Origin of the sequence: Streptomyces sp. NBC_01485 (genome assembly GCF_036227125.1) — a bacterium.
Taxonomy (GTDB): domain Bacteria; phylum Actinomycetota; class Actinomycetes; order Streptomycetales; family Streptomycetaceae; genus Streptomyces.
In genome coordinates, this window is the sequence record NZ_CP109435.1 from 4,284,348 (window position 1) to 4,304,970 (window position 20,623).

The 20,623-nt window shown below is 71.8% G+C and carries 3 protein-coding genes (1 of these 3 running past the window's edge); all 3 read right to left on the bottom strand.

Features of this window, described 5'->3' with window-relative positions:
- Tightly spaced (each overlapping or abutting the next), the 3 genes in view from OG352_RS19565 to OG352_RS19575 form a layout consistent with a single transcriptional unit that may run on beyond the window.
- Entirely contained in the window at positions 1–7,512 is a 7,512-nt protein-coding gene (locus OG352_RS19565) for a non-ribosomal peptide synthetase (protein ID WP_329218544.1), read from the bottom strand.
- A complete protein-coding gene (locus OG352_RS19570) occupies positions 7,509–15,377 on the bottom strand; it encodes a non-ribosomal peptide synthetase (RefSeq protein WP_329218546.1) in 7,869 nt (2,622 codons plus the stop codon). Before OG352_RS19570 ends, OG352_RS19565 begins: the two co-directional genes overlap by 4 nt.
- A protein-coding gene (locus OG352_RS19575) for a non-ribosomal peptide synthetase (RefSeq protein WP_329218547.1) crosses the window boundary here: on the bottom strand, positions 15,374–20,623 show its 3' portion. Its footprint extends 9,222 nt past the window's final position; 5,250 of the gene's 14,472 nt are visible here — the last part of the coding sequence; its start codon lies beyond the right edge, outside the window; the stop codon is at positions 15,374–15,376. Before OG352_RS19575 ends, OG352_RS19570 begins: the two co-directional genes overlap by 4 nt.

The following is a 20,623-nucleotide window of genomic DNA, read 5'->3' on the forward strand; positions in this document are numbered from 1 at the left end:
TTACGCCGTCGGCAACCCCCCGCCCTCGACGCCACCGACGCCCGTACCGCCCATGACGGCGGCCAGTACGGCGCCCACCTGGCCGAGCGGCTCCGGGGCGCACATGGCGTCGTGGGTGGAGTCCACGCGGTGCGCCTGGATACGGCCGGTCACGTGGGGCTCCCAGTCCTCCGCGAGCGGTGCGTCGGCGGTGCGGCCCTCGACCGCCGTGAAGTGCAGGACGTCACCCCGGAACCGGCCGGGCGTGTGCCGGTGGAACATCCGCTGGTTGCTGCGGTAGGTGCGCAGGAACGCCTCCAGATGCTCCTCCTCCAGCGCCCACGGGGTGCTCTTGCGGACCAGGGCGAGCGTCTCCGGGACGGTGAGCGGGGTGGTGCCGCCGGTGCCGTCCTGGCGGTCGGCTCCGAGGAACTCGACGAGGAGTTCCAGGAGGGAGTGGTCGTCGAACTCCGCCGGCTGCTCGGCGGACGGTGTGCGCGGGGGCATCGGGTAGGCGTCCATCAGCGCGAGGACGGCCACCTCCTCGCCGTCGCGCTGGAGTTGCTCGGCGACGGCGTGCGCGAGCACTCCGCCGAGGGACCAGCCGAGCAGATGGTACGGACCCGTCGGCTGGACGCCCTTGATCAGTTCGGCGTAGGTCCCGGCGAGGTCCGCCACGGTGCCGTCGGCCGCGTCGGGACGGGTGAGACCCGGCGCCTGGAGCCCGTACACCGGCTGCTCCGGGTCCAGGTGCCGCAGCAGTCCCGCGTAGGGCCAGCTCAGACCGCCCGCCGGATGCACACAGAAGAGTGCGGGACGACGGCCGCCGGTGCGCAGCGGCAGCAGAGGCTCGAACGGGTCCGCGCCGATGCCTCCGCCGATGCCTCCGCCGATGACCCCGTCGGCGTCCCCGTCGAGCGAGCGGGCCAGGCCCGCCGCGGTCGGGGTGCGGAACACGTCCGCGATCGACAGCCTCGTACCGAAGGCGCTGTGGATGGCGCTGAGCAGCTTCATGGCGAGCAGCGAGTGGCCGCCGAGGTCGAAGAAGCTGTCGTCGACGCCGACCCGTTCGACCCCGAGCAGGTCGGCGATCAGCTCGCACAGCGTCGCCTCGCCCGGGGTGCGCGGCCCGCGGCCCCCTTGCGTCGCCGCGTACTCGGGCGCGGGCAGGGCGGCGCGGTCGAGCTTGCCGTTCGCGGTCAGCGGGAGCGTGTCGACGGTGACGAACGCCGAGGGCACCATGTAGGCGGGCAGCACGGCGGAGAGCTCCACGGCAGGATCGGCCGCGTCCAACTCCCCTTCCGCGTCAAGCCTGTTCGCGTCCGGTACGAGGTAGGCGACGAGGCGTTGGTCGCCGGGGCGGTCCTCGCGGACGACGACCACGGCGCGGCCGATGCCTGGGAGGCGGGTGAGGGCGGTCTCGATCTCGCCGGGTTCGATGCGGTGGCCGCGCAGCTTGATCTGGTCGTCCGTCCGTCCCAGGTAGACGAGTTCGCCGTCGGCACGCCGGCGGGCCAGGTCGCCGGTGCGGTACATCCGCGTGCCGGGAGCGCCGTACGGATCGGCGACGAACCGTTCGGCGGACAGGCCGGGCCGGTTCAGATAGCCCCGCGCCAGACCCGCGCCCGCGATGTACAGCTCACCGGGCACGCCGGGTGCCACCGGCCGCAGCCACTCGTCCAGGACGTAGAGCGCGCTGTTCGCGAACGGCCGCCCGATCGGTACCGGCCCGGCGGGTGTCGGATCGCCGGGACGGAGCCGGAACTCCGCGCAGGCGACCGTCGCCTCCGTCGGTCCGTACTCGTTGACCACCACCGTGTCCGGGTGCAGCCGCCGCCACGCGTCCAGCGCCGCACCCGGCAACTGCTCGCCGCCCAGGACCAGTTGGCCGGTGGGAGACGCGGTGCCCGGCGGCAGCGCGACCAGCAGCGGCAGATGGCTGGGGGTGGCTTTCAGGAAGGTCGGCGGCGGGGTGTCCGCCCACTGCTCCGCCCGCTGCTCCTCCAGGTGCTCCTCCAGGGCGGACAGGTGGACGCGTCCGCCCGCCGCGAGCGTGCCCAGCAGGCCGGTCACGGTCAGGTCGAAGGTGACCGGGGAGTGCAGCACCGTACTACCGGTCAGCGCGGGATAGGCAGACGCGCACCAGGCCAGATAACCGGCCACCGCCCCGCGCTCGACGACCACGCCCTTGGGCCGTCCCGTGGAGCCGGACGTGTAGATGACGTAGGCGGGATGACCGGGCAGGTCGGGGCCGGTCCGGTCGTGGTCCGTGAGGTCCAGCGGGCTGAGTGCCCGGAGCGCCGCCGAGGTCTCCGCGCCGCCCGGGATGAGCACCGGGAGGCCGGCCGGCCAGGGGACGGCCGCCTCCTGGGTGGTGATCACGGCCGCCGGTGCGCAGTCCGCGAGTTGGTAGGCGATCCGCTCGGCCGGGTGGTCGAGGTCGAGCGGCAGGTAGGCACCGCCCGTCTTGAGCACCGCCAGCAGCGCCACCACCAGTTCCGGTGAACGCGGCAGGGCCACCGCCACGATCGTCTCCGGACCGACGCCCCGCGCGACCAGCAGCCGTGCCAACTGGTTGGAACGGGCGTGGAGTTGGGCGTAGGTCAGTTCGGTACGGGTCAGTTCGGTACGGGTCAGTTCGGTACGGGTCAGTTCGGTACGGGTCAGTTCGGTGCGGGTCGGTTCGGCGTAGATGGGTTCGGCGTAGATGGGTTCGGTGTCGGCGTGGACCAGGGCGGTGGCGTCCGGGGTGCGGGCGGCCTGGGCCTCGAACAGTTCCGGCAGCGATGCCTCGGGCAGTGCGCGGACCGGCCCGTGGGACCAGGCCGTGAGCTGCTTCAGCTCGCCGGCGGCGAGGACGGCGGCCTGGCCGATGGGCCGGTCGGGGTGACCGGTCAGCGCGGTCAGTACGCGAAGGAAACGGTCGGCGAGGCCCTGGACGGTGGCCGGGTCGAAGAGTTCGGTCGCGTACTGGACGGTCCCGTGGATGCCGTCGGGATCACCGTCGGCGGTGCGCCGTTCGGCGAGGTTGAACCACAGGTCGAACTTGACGGTGCCGGATCCGCCGGGCTGCGGTGCGGTGCTCAGACCCGGCAGGTCGAGACGGGCCGCCTCGCCCGCGTTCTCGACGGCCAGCATCGTCTGGAAGAGGGGATGCCGGGCGAGGGAACGCTGCGGGTTCAGCACCTCCACCAGCCGCTCGAACGGCACGTCCTGGTGGGCGTAGGCGGCCAGGTCGGTGTCGCGGACCCGGTTCAGGAGTTCGCGGAAGGTCGGATCACCTGACGTGTCGGTGCGCAGCACCAGCGTGTTGACGAAGAACCCGACCAGGTCGTCCAGTGCCTCGTCGGTACGGCCCGCGATCGGCGTCCCGAGCGGGATGTCGGTGCCTGCGCCGAGCCGGGTCAGCAGCGTGGCCAGCGCGGCCTGCGCCACCATGAAGACGGTCGCCCCGTTCTCGCGGGCGAGGCGGGCCATCGCGGCGTGCACCTCACCGCCGATCGCCAGGTCGACGGCAGCGCCCTCGTTGGTGGCGACTGCCGGGCGGGGGCGGTCCGTTGGCAGTCGCAGTTCCTCCGGAAGGCCGGCCAGCGACTCACGCCAGTAGCCGACCTGGCGGGACAGCACGCTGTCCTCGTCGTCCTCGGAACCCAGCAACTCCCGCTGCCACAACGTGTAGTCCACGTACTGCACCGGCAACTCCCCCCAGCCGGGCGGCCCTCCGGCCAGCCGTGCCGCGTACGCCTCCGACAGGTCGCGGGCCAGCGGCAGCATCGACCAGCCGTCGCCGGCTATGTGGTGGACGAGGAGAAGGAGCGCGTACGTGTCCGGGCCCAGGACGAACAGGGTGGCGCGCAGGGGCAGTTCCGTCGCGAGGTCGAAACCGATGGACGAGGCGGCCGTGATCTCCTGCTCCAGTCGCTCTTCCGTGGTGTCGACGACCGACAGCGGCGGTACGACGGCGGCGGAGGCGGTGAGGTCGGCGGGGTCGACGAGTTGGTACGGGCGGCCGTCCTGTTCGGGGAAGCGGGTGCGCAGGCTCTCGTGCCGCTGCACCACGTCCCGCAGCGCGGCGGCCATGGCGTCCCGGTCCAGGTCGCCGGTGAGGCGTACCGCCAGCGGCATGTTGTACGCGACCCGGCCGGCCTCGAACTGGTTGAGGAACCACAGGCGTTGCTGGGCGAAGGAGAGCGGGATCAGCTCCGGTCGCGGCATCGGACGCAGCCCGGCGCGGGCGTCGGACGTCGTCCCCGCGAGGTGCTTGGACAGGGCGGCGACCGTCGGGGCCTCGAACACCGCCTGCAAGGGCAGTTCGATCTCCAGCTCGGCCCGGATCCGGCTCACCAGGCGAGTCGCCGTCAGCGAGTGTCCGCCCAGGTCGAAGAAGCTGTCGTCGATGCCGACCCGCTCCACTCCCAGCACGTCGGCGAACAGGCGGCACAGCGCCTCTTCCTGCTCGGTGCGCGGGCCCCGGCCGCCGGCCGCCGCCTCGTACGCGGGGACCGGCAGCGCGGCCCGGTCGAGTTTGCCGTTGGGCATGAGCGGCAGGGCGTCGAGCGGCACGATGGCGGTGGGGACCAGGTGTGCGGGCAGCACGGCGGAGAGCGCGTCGCGCAGCGCGCCGGGGTCCGGGCGGGAATCCGCGCGGGGGGCGTCGTCGGCCGGTACGCCGTCGGCACCTACGACGTAGGCCACGAGGCGCTGGTCGCCGGGGACGTCCTCGCGCATGACGACCGTGGACTGCGTGATGCCCGGGAGGCTGAGCAGCGCGGTCTCGATCTCGCCGGGTTCGATGCGCATGCCGCGGATCTTGATCTGGTGGTCGGTGCGGCCGAGGTACTCGAGCTGCCCGTCCGCCCGCCAGCGGGCCAGGTCGCCGGTGCGGTACATCCGCGCGCCGGGAGCGCCGTACGGGTTGGCGACGAACCGTTCGGCGGTCAGCACCTGGCGGTTGAGGTAGCCGCGGGCCAGGCCCTCGCCCGCGATGTACAGCTCGCCGGTGACGCCCGGGGCCACGGGCTGGAGGCCGCGGTCGAGGACGTGGCACTGCGAGGCGTGCGTCGGGTGCCCGATCGGCGGCGGGGCCGGGTGGGGTGCGAGCGGCGTGGTGAAGCTGACGCACACGGTGGACTCGCTGGGACCGTACGCGTTGACCATGCGCCGACCGGAGGCCCAGCGGGTGATCAGCTCGGGCGGGCAGGGTTCGCCGCCGACGCCGAGGACGAGCTGCGGCGGCAGGGCGTCCGGGGGCAGCAGGGCGAGCACCGAGGGGATGAGGAGGACGTGGGTCGCCGTACCGCTCCTGAGGAGGCGGGCGAGTTCGGGGCCGGGGACGAGCTGCTCGGCCGGTGCCAGGACGAGGGTCGCTCCGTTGAGGAGCGCCATGCACTCCTCCAGGAACGTGGAGTCGAAACTCGGCGACGCGAACTGCAGGACGCGGCTGTCCGGGGTGATGGCGAAGCGCTCTTTGAGGGTCTGCGCGAACGGGGCCACGCCTCGGTGGGTGCTGACGATGCCCTTGGGGCGGCCGGTGGACCCCGAGGTGTAGATGACGTAGGCCGGGTGGTCGGGGCCGAACGGGTGACCGCGGTCGGCGTCGGTGAGGTCGCGGTCGTCCTGGGCGTCCCAGGCGCGGACGGTGTCTGTGCTGTCCAGCGCCAGGACGGGGACGCCGGTGTCCGGCAGACCGGCGGCGTCGTGCGTCGTGGTGACGGTCAGCACCGGGCCGGTGTCGGCCAGCATGTACTGGATCCGGTCGGCGGGATACCGCAGGTCGATGGGGAGGTAGGCGGCCCCGGCCTTGAGGACGGCGAGGCGGGCCGCGATCAGGTCCGGCGAGCGGGGCAGCGCGACCGCGACATACCGGCCCGGTCCGACGCCCCGCTCCACGAGCAGCCGGGCGAGCCGGTTCGCGCGGGCGTTGAGATCGCCGTAGGACACCGTCACGGCTTGGACCGTCGTGCCCTGAACCGTCGTGCCCTGAACCTTCGTGTCCCGGACCGTCGTGTCCTGGTACGACAGTGCTGTGGCGTGCGGGGTACGGGCGGCCCGGGCCTCGAACAGCTCCGGGAACGTCGCGCCGGACACGTCGCTCGCGGGGCCGTTGGACCACGCGGCCAGGCGCTCGCGTTCGGCGGCCGTGAGGAGGCCGAGGCGGCCCACGCGCAGGCCGGGGTCGTCCACGACGGCCGTCAGCACCGTGGTGAACCGGTCGGCCAGTTCCCGGACTTGGGCGTGGTCGTGGACGTCGGCCTGGTAGTCCAGCCGCAGTCTCAGTCCGCGACCGGGCATCACCAGCAGGCTCAGCGGGTAGTGGGTGACGCTGCGGGTCTCCGCCGAGGTGATGCGGAGCTGCTGCGCCGCTCCGGCAGCCGACGAGGGCCCTGAGCCGCCTGCCTCCAGGCCGGAGGCCGCCGACATGTCGAGGGGGTAGTTCTCGAAGGCGACGACGGTGTCGAAGAGCTGCCCGCCGCCCGCCAGGTTCTGGATCTCCGCCAGTCCGAGGTGCTGGTGGGCGAGCAGTCGGGCCTGCTGCCGCTGGACGCGGGTCAGCGTCTCGCCCAGCGTCTCGGCGGGGTCGAGGGCGACCCGCACGGGCACCGTGTTGATGAACAGCCCGACCATCGACTCGATGCCGGGGATCTCCGCCGGCCGCCCGGCGACCATCGCGCCGAACACCACGTCGTCCTGGCCGGTCAGCCGGCTCAGCAGCACGGCCCACGCCAACTGCACCACGGTGTTCGTGGTCACCCCGTGACCACGGGCCGCGGCCGACAGCCGCCCGGTGAACTCCTCGGGCAGCTCCACGACCAGGTGTCCGGTCCGGTCCGGCGCGGCCCGGCCGGGCTCGGCCCCGCTGAGCCGGGTCGGCTGGCCGAGACCGGCCAGCGCCTCCCGCCAGGCCGCCTCCGCGACCGTACGGTCCTGGCCCGCCACCCACGCCAGGTAGTCGCGGTACGGGGTCACCGGCGGCAGACCGGTCTCCGCGCCGCCCTGCGCGTACAGCGCGAACAACTCCCGCAGGAGGATGGGCAGGGACCAGCCGTCCAGCAGTACGTGGTGACTGGTGAGCACCAGTCGGTGGCGTCCCTCGCCCAGGCGGATGAGCGTGAACCGCAGCAGCGGCGGATCGTCCAGCTCGAACCGCCGGACCTTGTCCTGCTCCAGCCACGCGGCAAGCGCGGCCTCTTGCTCAGACGCGCCCTGCCCCGACGCCTCCTGCCCAGGCACGTCCTGCCCCGACGCGTCCAGCCCGGTCAGGTCGACGTCCTCCCACGGCACGTCCACCTCACGGGGGATGACCTGCACGGTCCGGGAGCGCGCCGACACGAACCCGGCACGCAGGTTGGCGTGCCGGCGCAGCAGCGCGTGCACCGACGCCTTCAGCACCCCCGGGTGGAGCGGCCCCTCCACCCCCAGGCAGAGCTGGGTGACGTACACGTCCGGGGCCTGCTCGTCGTACAGCGCGTGAAACAGCAGCCCTTCCTGCAAGGGTGCCAGAGGCAGAATGTCCTCCAAGTCCCGCTGAGTCACTTCCGCTTCCTCCATGTCAGTTCGAGGTCGTCGATGTCGGACTGCGACAGGCTCAGCAGCGACAGGTCCGACGGGGTACGTCCGCCGCTGTCCGGCAGCGCGGCGTGCCGCGCCAGCGCGTCCAGCGCGTCGGTGTAGCCGTCGGCGAGTTCGCGCACGGCCGCTTCGGACAGCACTCCCCCCGCCCAGGACCAGGACACGTGCAGTTCCGGCCCGCGAGGGGTGTCCATGGTCACCGCGTCGACGGTGAGCACGTGGGTGAGGGGCATGCCGGGATCGGAGCCGGAACCCGCCGTCGAGCCCTCGCCGGCGGGCGACCAGTCCTCGGCCGGCTGCACCGGAACCCGCCCCAGGTAGTTGAACGCGATCTGCGGTACGGGCGCGGCGCTCAACTCCGCGGCGGTGTCCGGGTTGAGGTGGCGCAGCAGCCCGTATCCGATGCCGTGGTCCGGGACGGCCCGCAACTGCTCCTTGATCCGCTTGAGCACGGTGCCGGCGTCCTGCCCGCCGTCCCACACGGCGGCCTCGTCGAACGGCCCCGGGTCCAGCCGCACCGGGTACACCGAGGTGAACCAGCCGACCGTACGGGACAGTTCGAGGCTGTCGGAGATCCCGGCGAGCCCTTCGCGGCCGTGACTCTCCAGGTCGACGAGGACGCCGGTGCCGTCGCCGAGGCCGCGATGGCGTCCGACGGCCAGGGTCAGCGCGGTCAGCAGGACGTCGTTGACGCCCGCGTGGAACCGCGCCGGGAGCTGGGTCAGCAGCGGCTCGGTCCGCTCCGGCGGCACGACGACCGTGACGGTACGGGCGGTGCGGGCCACGTCCGTGGCGGGGTCGAGCGGACGGTCCCCGAGCAGCGGGTCGGTGCCGCCGCTTGCGCCCGTACCTTCCAACGCGGCGAGCCACAAGGGGAGTTCGGCCAGCCGGGCCGGGTTCACGGCTTCCGCGGCCAGTTTCCCGGTCCAGGTCCGCAACGAGGTGCCCACCGGTTCCGGTACGGGGGGCCGGCCGTCCGCCGCGGCCTGCCACGCCTGGGCGAGGTCGGGCAGCAGCACGCGCCAGGAGACGCCGTCCACCGCCAGGTGGTGCACGACCAGCGACAGCCGCCCGGAGCGGACGGGCCCGGCGTCGAACCAGACGGCCTGGGCCATCACCCCCTCGCCGGGATCCAGCCGCCCCCGGGCAGCCTCGGCCTCGACGGCGACGATCTCCGCCAGGTCATCGCCGTCCAGCCCGATGACGTCTATTCGGCGTATGAGGTCGGCGGCGCGGACGGCTCCGACGGCGGCGATCTCCAGGGCCCACGCCTCCTCGTCGCCGTCTGCGGGAGTGACCCGCGTCTCCACCCGCATCCGCAGCGCGTCGTGCCGGTCAAGTACCGCTTGCAGAGCCGCCGTCAGGGCGTCGGTGCCCAGTTTCGGCGGGACGCGCAGCAGCATCGCCTGGCTGAAGCGGCCGATCGGCCGGCCGGAGTCCAGCGTCTGGCGCATGACCGGCGTCGGCAGCAGCGCACCGGTTCCGGCGCCCGCCTCCTCCACCGGTGTCTGATCGCTCTCGGTGGCCACCAGGGCGAGGCCCTCGACCGTCTGGCGTTCGAACACATCGCGCGGGGTGATCTTCAGACCCGCCGCGCGCGCCCGGGAGACCAACTGGATCGACACGATGCTGTCGCCGCCCAGGTCGAAGAACCGGTCGTCGATGCCGACCTGTTCGACGCCGAGGAGATCGGCGAACAGCTCGCACAGCACCTTCTCCCGGTCACTGCGCGGCGCGCGCCCGGACGCCGTACCGGCCGCGTCCGGCACGGGCAGCGCCTTGCGGTCGAGTTTGCCGTTGGGCATCAGCGGCAGGGCGTCGAGGACGACGACGGCCGACGGCACCATGTGAGCGGGCAGCACGGAGGCCAGATGGCCCCGCAGCGCCGCCACGTCCACACCCCCGTCCACGCCCCCATCCGTACTGGGTGTCCGGTCCCCCTCCGGTACGACGTACGCGACGAGTCGCTGGTCACCGGGCGTGTCCTCGCGGACGACCAGCACGGCCTGGCCGACGCTGTCGTGGCGGACGACGGCGGCCTCGATCTCGCCGGGCTCGATGCGCATGCCCCGGATCTTGACCTGGTCGTCCTCGCGGCCGAGGTATTCGAGCTCGCCGTCCTGGTTCCAGCGGGCCAGGTCGCCGGTGCGGTACATGCGGGCACCGGGCTGGCCGAACGGGCAGGCAGGGAAGCGGTCCGCGGTGAGGGCGGCACGGTTGAGGTAGCCGCGGGCCAGTCCCTCGCCGGCGATGTACAGCTCACCGGTCACGCCCGCCGGCACCGGCTGAAGCCGGGAGTCCAGCACGTAACACCGGGACCCGTGGGCGGGACGCCCGATGGACGGCGTCCCCCGGCCGGGCAGCATCGGATCGGTGAAGGTGAGACACACGGTCGACTCGCTGGGGCCGTACGCGTTGACCATACGACGGCCCGCCGCCCAGCGGTCCACGAGTTCGGCCGAGCACGCCTCACCGCCGACGCCGAGGACCAGGTCGTCGGGGAGCGAGCCCTCCGGCAGCAGGGCCAGTACGGACGGGATGAGCAGGACGTGGCTGGCCAGCCCGCTGCCGAGGAGTTCCGCGAGCTCGGGTCCCGGACGCAGCCGTTCCGCCGGAGCGCCCACCAGGGTGGCCCCGCTGAGCAGCGACATGCACTCCTCGAGGAACGTCGAGTCGAAACTCGGCGACGCGAACTGGAGGATCCGGCTGTCGGGGGTGACGGCGAACCGTTCCGCGAGAGTCCGGGCGAACGGCGCGGCCCCCCGGTGGGTGGACACGATGCCCTTGGGGCGTCCCGTCGACCCTGAGGTGTAGATGACGTACGCCGGGTGGTCGGCGCGCAGCGGCGCGTGCCGGTCGCGGTCGGTCAGGTCGCCGCCGTCGGCGCGGTCCCGGACGACGGTCACGCGCGGGTCGTCCAGGGCGAGGGTCTCGACACCGGCCGCGGGCAGTTCCTCGGCGTCGGCGACGGTGGTGACGACCAGGACCGGGGCGGCGTCGGCCAGCATGAACCGGATCCGCTCGACCGGGTACTTCAGGTCGATCGGAAGGTAGGCGGCTCCCGCCTTCAGTACGGCGAGCCGGGCCACGATCAGGTCGGCCGACCGAGGCAGGGCCACCGCCACACACCGTTCCGGCCCCACGCCCCGGCCCGCCAGCAGCCGGGCCAGCCGGTTCGCACGGGCGTTGAGCTCGGCGTAGGTGAGTTCGGTGTCGCCGTAGACCAGGGCGGTGGCGTCCGGGGTACGGGCGACCCGGGCCTCGAACAGTTCCGGAACCGTGGCGTCGGGCTGCTCCCAGGCCGGTCCCGCCGACCAGTCGGCCAGCTCGGCGCGCTCGCGGGCGGTGAGGATCTCGGCCTGGCTGATGGTCTGGTCGGGGTCCGCCACCGCCGCGGCCAGCGTCCGCGTGAACCGGTCGGCGATCGCCCGCACCGTGCTCTCGTCGAACAGGTCGGTGGTGTAGTGCAGGATGCAGTGCACTCCGTCGGGACTGCCGTCGCCGGTGTGCCGCTCCGTCATGCTGACGGACAGATCGAACTTGGCCGCGCCGACGCCCGCCATACGGGAGTTGGTGCTCAGCCCCGGCAGATCGAGCCGCGCCTCGCCCGCGTTCTCGACGGCGAGCATGGTCTGGAAGAGGGGGTGCCGGGCGAGGGAGCGCTGCGGGTTGAGGAGTTCCACCAGCCGCTCGAACGGCACGTCTTGATGGGCGTAGGCGGCCAGGTCGGTTTCGCGGACCCGGCCGAGGAGTTCGCGGAAGGTGGGGTCGCCGGAGGTGTCGGTGCGCAGCACCAGCGTGTTGACGAAGAACCCGACGAGGTCGTCGAGGGCTTCGTCGGTACGGCCCGCGATCGGCGTCCCGAGCGGGATGTCGGTGCCTGCGCCGAGCCGGGTCAGCAGCGTGGCCAGCGCGGTCTGGGCGACCATGAAGACGGTCGCCCCGTTGTCGCGGGCGAGGCGGGTGATGGCGGCGTGCAGCGCGCCGTCGATCTCCAGGTCCACGGCAGCGCCGTTGTTGGTGGCGGTGGCCGGGCGGGGCCGGTCGGTGGGCAGTTGGAGTTCCTCGGGCAGACCGGCCAACGACTCGCGCCAGAACCCGACTTGGCGCGCCAGCAGGCTCTCCTCGTTCTCCTCCGAGCCGAGCAGCTCGCGCTGCCAGAGGGTGTAGTCCGCGTACTGCACGGGCAGCGGCTGCCAGCCGGGCGTACGGCCACTTCGCCGCGCCGCGTACGCGGTGGAGAGGTCGCGGGCCAGCGGTGCCATGGAGGTGCCGTCACCCGCGATGTGGTGGACCACGAGCAGCAGCACATGGTCGGTGGGCGACAGCGCGAACAGCGTTGCCCGCAGCGGGAGATCCACCGCCAGGTCGAACCCGGTGCCCGTCACGGCGGCGACAGCCCGGTCCAACTCCGCCTCGACCGTGTCGACGACAGCCAGTTCCGGCCCGACGGCCCCGGCAGACCCAGCGGACCCGGCGGACCCGATCGTGACGACGGCCTGGTAGGGCTCGCCCTCGTGATCGGGGAAGCGGGTGCGCAGGCTCTCGTGCCGCTCCACCACGTCCCGCAGCGCGGCGGCCATGGCATCCCGGTCCAGCTCACCCGTCAGCCGGACGGAGAAGGACATGTTGTAGCCCGACCCCGCCGCCTCCAACTGGTTGAGGAACCACAACCGACGCTGCGCGAACGACAACGGCACCCGCACCGGCCGGGGCATGGGCTGCAACCCACTGCGCGCACCGGCCGTCCCCGCCAGGCGGCCCGACAGCGTTGCGATCGTCGGTGCCTCGAAGACTGCCTGTAGGGGCAGTTCGATGCCCAGCGCGGCCCGGATACGGCTGACCAGCCGTATCGCGAGAAGGGAGTGACCACCGAGCTCGAAGAGGTTGTCGTCGATGCCGACCTGGTCCACGCCGAGGACGTTGGCGTACAGCTCGCAGAGGATCTCCTCCTGCGCGTTACGGGGGCCACGCCCCTTGGCGGCGGCCGTGTCGTACTCCGGCACCGGCAGAGCGGCACGGTCCAGCTTGCCGTTCGGGGTCAGCGGCAGCGCATCCAGGACGACGAACGCCGACGGCACCATGTACGCGGGGAGGGTCGCGGCCAGTGCGTCACGCAGGGCGGCCGTGTCCGGGGTGCCGGAAGCCGAGGCCGGTACGAGGTAGGCGACGAGGCGCTGATCGCCGGGGGTGTCCTCACGGGCCACCACCACGGCCTGACCAACAGCCCCGTGCCGGATGAGCGCGGCCTCGATCTCACCGGGCTCGATCCGATGCCCACGCAGCTTCACCTGATGATCGGCACGACTCAGATACTCAAGCTGACCGTCGGCACGCCAGCGCACCACATCCCCGGTGCGATACATCCGCTCTCCGGGCGCACCGTACGGATCGGCAGTGAAGCGTTCCGCCGTCAGTCCCGGACGCCGGTGATATCCGTACGCCAGCCCCTCACCGGCGATATACAACTCGCCCGCCACACCCGGCGGAACGAGACGGAGACGGTCGTCGAGGACATGGACCCGGGTGTTGGCGATCGGCGACCCGATCGACACCTCACCCCCGGCACCCACCTTCGCCGCCGTGGACCAGATGGTGGTCTCCGTCGGCCCGTAGAGATTGGTGACGTCGGCCGCCAACTCCCCCAGCTGCAACGCGAGATCCTTAGGCAGCGCCTCACCACCCACAAGCACCCGCAACCCCCGCACCGCCTCCGGCGCCTGGTCCACGACCGCCCGCCACAGACTCGGCGTCCCCTGCACCACCGACGCCTTGTGCTCCGCCACCAGCCCAGCCAGAGCGTGCGGATCACGAACCTCGTCCCGACCCGCGATCACCACCGCAGCCCCCTGCACCAACGGCAGGAACAACTCAAGGCCCGCGATATCGAAAGCCACCGTCGTCACCGCAACAAGCCGCTCCCCCACCCCCATCGGGAACCGCTCAACCATCGACGACAGGAAATTCACCAACGCCGACTGACCGACCACCACACCCTTCGGCCGACCCGTCGAACCGGACGTATAGATCACATACGCCGCAGACCCCAGCACCGAAGACAGGCCGCCTTCGAAGCCCTCCACTCCACCACCGAGCGCAGGCAGCACATCCGGCGTCAGCACCAGCACCGCGCCCGCATCCTCACGGATATGCGCGATCCGCTCCGCCGGATACTCCGGATCCACCGGCACATACGCAGCCCCGACGCGCTGTACCGCGAGCAACGCCACCACCAACTCCACCGACCGAGGCAACGCCACCACCACACGCCCACCCGGCCCAACACCCCGCTCGACCAGCCACCGCGCCAAGCCATCCACCCGCGCAGCCAGCTCCGCGTAGGACAACTCGACGTCCCCGGCAACCACAGCCACCGCACCCGGAGAACTCACCACCCGCGCCGCGAACAACTCCGGCAACGACCCACCCGGCAACCCCCGAACCGGACCAGCCGACCAGACACCCAACCGCTCCAACTCACCGGAAGTGAGAATCTCGGCCTGGCCGACGCGCTGGTCCGGGTTCTTCACCGCTGCTGTCAGCACGCGGACGAACCGGTCCGCCAGTACCCGCACCGTGCGCTCGTCGAACAGGTCGGTGGCGTACTGGACGGCACCGCCGATGCCGTCCGGGGCTCCGTCGGCGGTGTGCCGTTCGGCGAGGTCGAACCACAGGTCCAGCTTGACGGCATGGGTTCCGACAGTCTCCAACTCACCGTTCAGACCGGCCAGTTCGAGACGCGGCTCGGCGTTGTTCTGCACCGCCAGCATGACCTGGAAGAGCGGATGCCGGGCCAACGACCGCTCCGGGTTCAGCACCTCCACCAGCCGCTCGAACGGCACGTCCTGATGCGCGTACGCGGTGAGGCTCGTCTCGCGGACCCGGCCGAGCAGCTCACGGAAGGTGGGATCGCCGGACGTGTCGGTGCGCAGCACGAGGTTGTTGACGAAGAACCCGATCAGGTCGTCCAACGCCTCGTCGGTGCGGCCCGCGATCGGCGTGCCCAACGGAACGTCCGTACCGGCCCCGAGCCGGGTCAGCAGCGTCGCCAGCGCCGCCTGCGCGACCATGAAGACCGTGGCACCGTTCTCACGGGCTAGGCGGGCCATCCCGGCGTGGACGTCACCCGCGATCTCCAGCTCGACGGCGGCGCCCACGTTGCTGGCAACTGCCGCACGTGGCCGGTCTGTTGGGAGCTGGAGTTCCTCCGGCAGGCCGGCCAGCGTCTCACGCCAGTACCCGACCTGCCGGTTCAGCAGGCTGTCCTCGTCGTCCTCCGAGCCGAGCAACTCCCGCTGCCACAACGTGTAATCCACGTACTGGACCGGCAACTCGCCCCAGCCGGGCGCGCCGCCTCCCGCCAACCGCGCCGCGTACGCCTCCGACAGGTCGCGGGCCAGCGGCACCATCGACCAGCCGTCGGCCGCGATGTGGTGCACGACCAGAAGCAGGGCGTGCTCGTCGGGGCCGAGCACGAACAGGCGGGCGCGCAGCGGGAGTTCGTCGGCCAGGGCGAAGCCCTCGTCGGCGGCCTCGCCTACACGGGCGTCGAGATCGGTCGCGGTCACTTCCTCGACAGTGAGCGCCGGATAGGCGGCCCGGTCGGACACGATGCGCTGGTACGGCTGACCGTCGCGGTCGGGGAAGCGGGTGCGCAGGCTCTCGTGCCGCTCCACCACGTCCCGCAGCGCCTCGGCGAGAGCGTCGCGGTCCAGTCGCCCGCTGAGCCGGACGAACAGCGGCATGTTGTAGGAGGCCCCGCCGGCCCCGCCGCCCTCGAACTGGTTGAGGAACCACAGCCGTTGCTGGGCGAACGACAGAGGTATCACGACAACTCCTTAGGGCGGTTCATCCGCCGTAGTACCGGGCGGGCCGGCGCGGTGTCCTTGAGGCGCTCGGCCAGTCCCGCGACGGTCGGGGTCTCGAAGACGGCCAGCAGCGGAAGTTCGACCTTCAGGGCCGTCCGCAGGCGGCTGACCAGCCGGGTGGCCAGCAGCGAGTGTCCGCCCAGGTCGAAGAAGCTGTCGTCGATGCCGACCCGCTCGACGCCGAGGAGATCGGCGAACAGTTCGCACAGGACCTTCTCGCGCTCCGTGCGCGGGCCCCGTCCGCCGCCCGCCGCCGCGTCGTGCTCGGGCGCGGGCAGGGCGGCGCGGTCCAGCTTGCCGTTCACGGTCAGCGGGAGACCGTCGAGCACGACGAAGGCAGAGGGGACCATGTACTCCGGGAGCACGCGTGCCACGTGGTCGCGCAGCGCCGCCGGTTCCGGCTTCCGGCCGGGGTCGGCGGGCACGACGTAACCGACGAGACGCTTACCGCCCAGACTCCTACCGCCGGGACTCGCACCGCCGATACTCGCACCGCCGAGGCTGTCCTGACGGACTGTCACGACGGCCTGGGTGACGTCCTCGTGGCGGGCCAGAACCGCTTCGATCTCGCCCGGCTCGACCCGGAATCCACGGATCTTGACCTGGTCGTCGGCGCGTCCGAGGAACTCCAGGTACCCGGCGCGGTTCCAGCGGGCCAGGTCCCCGGTGCGGTACATCCGCGCCCCCGGGCCGCCCAGCGGGTTCGCCACGAACCGCTCGGCGGTCAGCGCGGGACGGTTCACATACCCGCGCGCCAGTCCCGCGCCCGCGATGTACAACTCGCCCGCCACCCCGGCCGGCACCGGCCGCAGCGACGAGTCCAGTACGTACAGCCGGGCGTTGTCGAGCGGAACGCCCAGAGGAACCACGTCCGGGACCCGGCCCAGGTCGGGCATCGCGTGCGCGGTCACGTACAGGGTGGTCTCGGTCGGGCCGTAGCTGCTCACGACGGTGACGCCGGGGCAGGCGCGGAGCACCGGACGTACCGCCGTGGCGGGCACCACGTCACCGCCCGTCCACACCTCGCGCAGCCCCCGGAAGCACTCGGGCGCCTCCTCCGCCAGCACGGTGAACAGCCCGGCGACGGCCAGCATCGCCGTCACGCCGTGGTCCTCGATCAGGCGGGCGACGGCGGCCCCGTCGAGGGGGACGTTCGGGGCGAGCACCATGGTGCCGCCGGCCAGCAACGGCACCCAGATCTCGTACGTCGACGCGTCGAACGAGTGCGGCGCGTGCATCAGCACCCGCTCGTGGGCCGTGCCGGCGAAACGGCCGTCGCGCGCCAGCGCGACCACGTCCCGCTGGCGGACCGCGACGCCCTTGGGCGTACCGGTCGAACCGGACGTGAACATCACGTAGGCGAGCTGATCCGGCCGGACCCGCACACCCGGGTTCCGGTCGTCGTCGCCTTCGCCATCGCCGTCCGTAGGCCAGTCCGTAGGCCAGCCCGTCTTAGCCCCGGCGACGAGCAGCGTGCCGTCATGGACCGCTTCCGCAGCCTCCCGGAACGCCGCGTCGGTGAGCAGCAGACCGGCTCCGACGTCGGCCAGCACCTGCCGCAACCGCGAGACCGGAGCCCGGCCGTCCAGCGGAACGTAGACCCCGCCCGCCTTGACGACGGCCAGGATCGCCACCAGCAGATCGACAGACCGCTCCATCAGGATCCCGACCGGCGTCTCAGGCCCCGTGCCCTGGCCGGCCAGGTGCCGGGCCAGCCGGTTGGCGCGGGCGTTGAGCTCGGCGTAGGTCAGTTCGGCGTCGCCGTGGACCAGGGCGGTGACGTCCGGAGTACGGGCGGCCTGGGCCTCGAACAGCTCCGCGAGCGACGTCTCGGGCAGCGCGCGCACCGGCCCGTGGGACCAGGCCGACACCTCGTCCCGCTCGGCGGCGGTGAGCACCTCGATACGGCTGAGCCGCTGCTCCGGGTCCAGGACGGCCACCGCCAGCGTCCGCGTGAACCGGTCGGCGAGCGCCCGCACCGTGCGCTCGTCGAACAAGTCGGTCGCGTACTGGATGACGCAGTGGATCCCGTCGGGATCCCCGTCGGCGGCCCGCCGTTCGGTGAGGCTGACGGACAGGTCGAACTTCGCGACGGGCGTGCCGGGCGTCGTCGATTCGGTGACGACACCCGGGAGTACGAGGTCGGCCTCGCCCGCGTTCTCGACGGCGAGCATGGTCTGGAAGAGGGGGTGCCGGGCGAGGGAGCGCTGCGGGTTGAGGAGTTCCACCAGCCGCTCGAACGGCACGTCCTGATGCGCGTACGCCGAGAGGTTCGTCTCGCGGACCCGGTCCAGGAGTTCACGGAAGGTGGGATCACCTGACGTGTCGGTGCGCAGTACCAGCGTGTTGACGAAGAACCCGACCAGGTCGTCCAGGGCTTCGTCGGTACGGCCCGCGATCGGCGTCCCGAGCGGGATGTCGGTGCCTGCGCCGAGCCGGGTCAGCAGCGTGGCCAGCGCGGTCTGGGCGACCATGAAGACGGTCGCCCCGTTGTCGCGGGCGAGACGGGTGATGGCGGCGTGCAGTACGCCGTCGATCTCCAGGTCCACGGCAGCGCCCTCGTTGGCCGCAACTGCCGGGCGGGGTCGGTCTGTTGGCAGCTGGAGTTCCTCCGGAAGCCCGGCCAGCGTCTGACGCCAGTACCCGACCTGCCGGCTCAGCAGGCTCTCCTCGTTCCCCTCGTTCCCCTCGTTCCCCTCCGAGCCGAGCAGCTCGCGCTGCCAGAGGGTGTAGTCCGCGTACTGCACGGGCAGCGGCTGCCAGCCGGGCGTACGGCCACTTCGCCGCGCCGCGTACGCCTCCGACAGGTCACGGGCCAGCGGTGCCATGGAGGTGCCGTCACCCGCGATGTGGTGCACGACGAGCAGCAGGACGTGGTCGGTGGGCGACAGCGCGAACAGCGTTGCCCGCAGCGGGAGTTCGTCCGCCAGCACGAAGCCCTTGGCTGCGGTCGCGCCGAGGCGGGCGTCGAGGTCGACCGAGGTGGTCTCCACGACGGTGAGCGCCGGGTAGTCGACCGGGTCGCCGACGACGGCCTGGTAGGGCTCGCCCTCGTGATCGGGGAAGCGGGTGCGCAGGCTCTCGTGCCGCTCCACCACATCCCGCAGCGCGGCGGCCATGGCATCCCGGTCCAGCTCACCCGTCAGCCGGACGGAGAAGGACATGTTGTAGCCCGACCCCGCCGCCTCCAACTGGTTGAGGAACCAGAGCCGACGCTGCGCGAACGACAACGGCACCCGCACCGGCCGGGGCATGGGCTGCAACCCACTGCGCGCATCGGCCGTCCCCGCCAGGCGGCCCGACAGCGTTGCGATCGTCGGTGCCTCGAAGACTGCCTGTAGGGGCAGTTCGATGCCCAGCGCGGCCCGGATACGGCTGACCAGCCGGATCGCGAGAAGGGAGTGACCACCGAGCTCGAAGAGGTTGTCGTCGATGCCGACCTGGTCCACGCCGAGGACGTTGGCGTACAGCTCGCAGAGGATCTCCTCCTGCGCGTTACGGGGACCCCGACCCTTGGCGGCGGCCGTGTCGTACTCCGGCACCGGCAGAGCGGCACGGTCCAGCTTGCCGTTCGGGGTCAGCGGCAGCGCATCCAGGACGACGAACGCCGACGGCACCATGTACGCGGGCAGCAGCCCGGCCAGCGCATCACGCAAGGCATCCGGATCGAGCGCCTCAGCCCCCGGGACGACATAGGCGACCAGACGCTGATCACCAGAAACGTCCTCCCGCATGACCACTACGGCCTGCCCAGCGCCCCCATGGCGGATGAGTGCGGCCTCGATCTCACCGGGCTCGATCCGATGCCCACGCAGCTTCACCTGATGATCGGCACGACTCAGATACTCAAGCTGACCGTCGGCACGCCAGCGCACCACATCCCCGGTGCGATACATCCGCTCTCCGGGCGCACCGTACGGATCGGCAGTGAAGCGTTCCGCCGTCAGTCCCGGACGCCGGTGATATCCGTACGCCAGCCCCTCACCGGCGATATACAACTCGCCCGCCACACCCGGCGGAACGAGACGGAGACGGTCGTCGAGGACATGGACCCGGGTGTTGGCGATCGGCGACCCGATCGACACCTCACCCCCGGCACCCACCTTCGCCGCCGTGGACCAGATGGTGGTCTCCGTCGGCCCGTAGAGATTGGTGACGTCGGCCGCCAACTCCCCCAGCTGCAAAGCGAGATCAGCCGGAAGAGCTTCACCGCCGACCAGCACCCGCAGACCGCGTACCGCCTCCGGTGCCTGATCCACCACCGCCCGCCACAGACTCGGCGTCCCCTGCACCACCGACGCCTTGTGCTCCGCCACAAGCCCAGCCAGAGCGTGCGGATCACGCACACTCTCCCGACCCGCGATCACCACCGCAGCCCCCTGCACCAACGGCAGGAACAACTCAAGGCCCGCGATATCGAAAGCCACCGTCGTCACCGCAACAAGCCGCTCCCCCACCCCCATCGGGAACCGCTCAACCATCGACGACAGGAAATTCACCAACGCCGACTGACCGACCACCACACCCTTCGGCCGACCCGTCGAACCAGACGTATAGATCACATACGCCGCAGACCCCAGCACCGAAGACAGGCCGCCTTCGAAGCCCTCCACTCCACCACCGAACGCAGGCAGCACATCCGGCGTCAGCACCAGCACCGCACCCGCATCCTCACGGATATGCGCGATCCGCTCCGCCGGATACTCCGGATCCACCGGCACATACGCAGCCCCGACGCGCTGCACCGCGAGCAACGCCACCACCAACTCCACCGACCGAGGCAACGCCACCACCACACGCCCACCCGGCCCAACACCCCGCTCGACCAGCCACCGCGCCAAGCCATCCACCCGCGCAGCCAGCTCCGCGTAGGACAACTCGACGTCCCCGGCAACCACAGCCACCGCACCCGGAGAACTCACCACCCGCGCCGCGAACAACTCCGGCAACGACCCACCCGGCAACCCCCGAACCGGACCAGCCGACCAGACACCCAACCGCTCCAACTCACCGGAAGTGAGAATCTCGGCCTGGCCGACGCGCTGGTCGGGGTCAGCGGTCAGCGCGGCCAGCGTCTGTACGAACCGGTCGGCGAGGGCCTGCACCGTACCCTCGTCGTACAGGTCGGTCGCGTACTGGACCTCGCCGACGATGCCGTCGCGCTCCTCGACGAGGTTGAACCACAGGTCCAGCTTGACGGCCTGGAT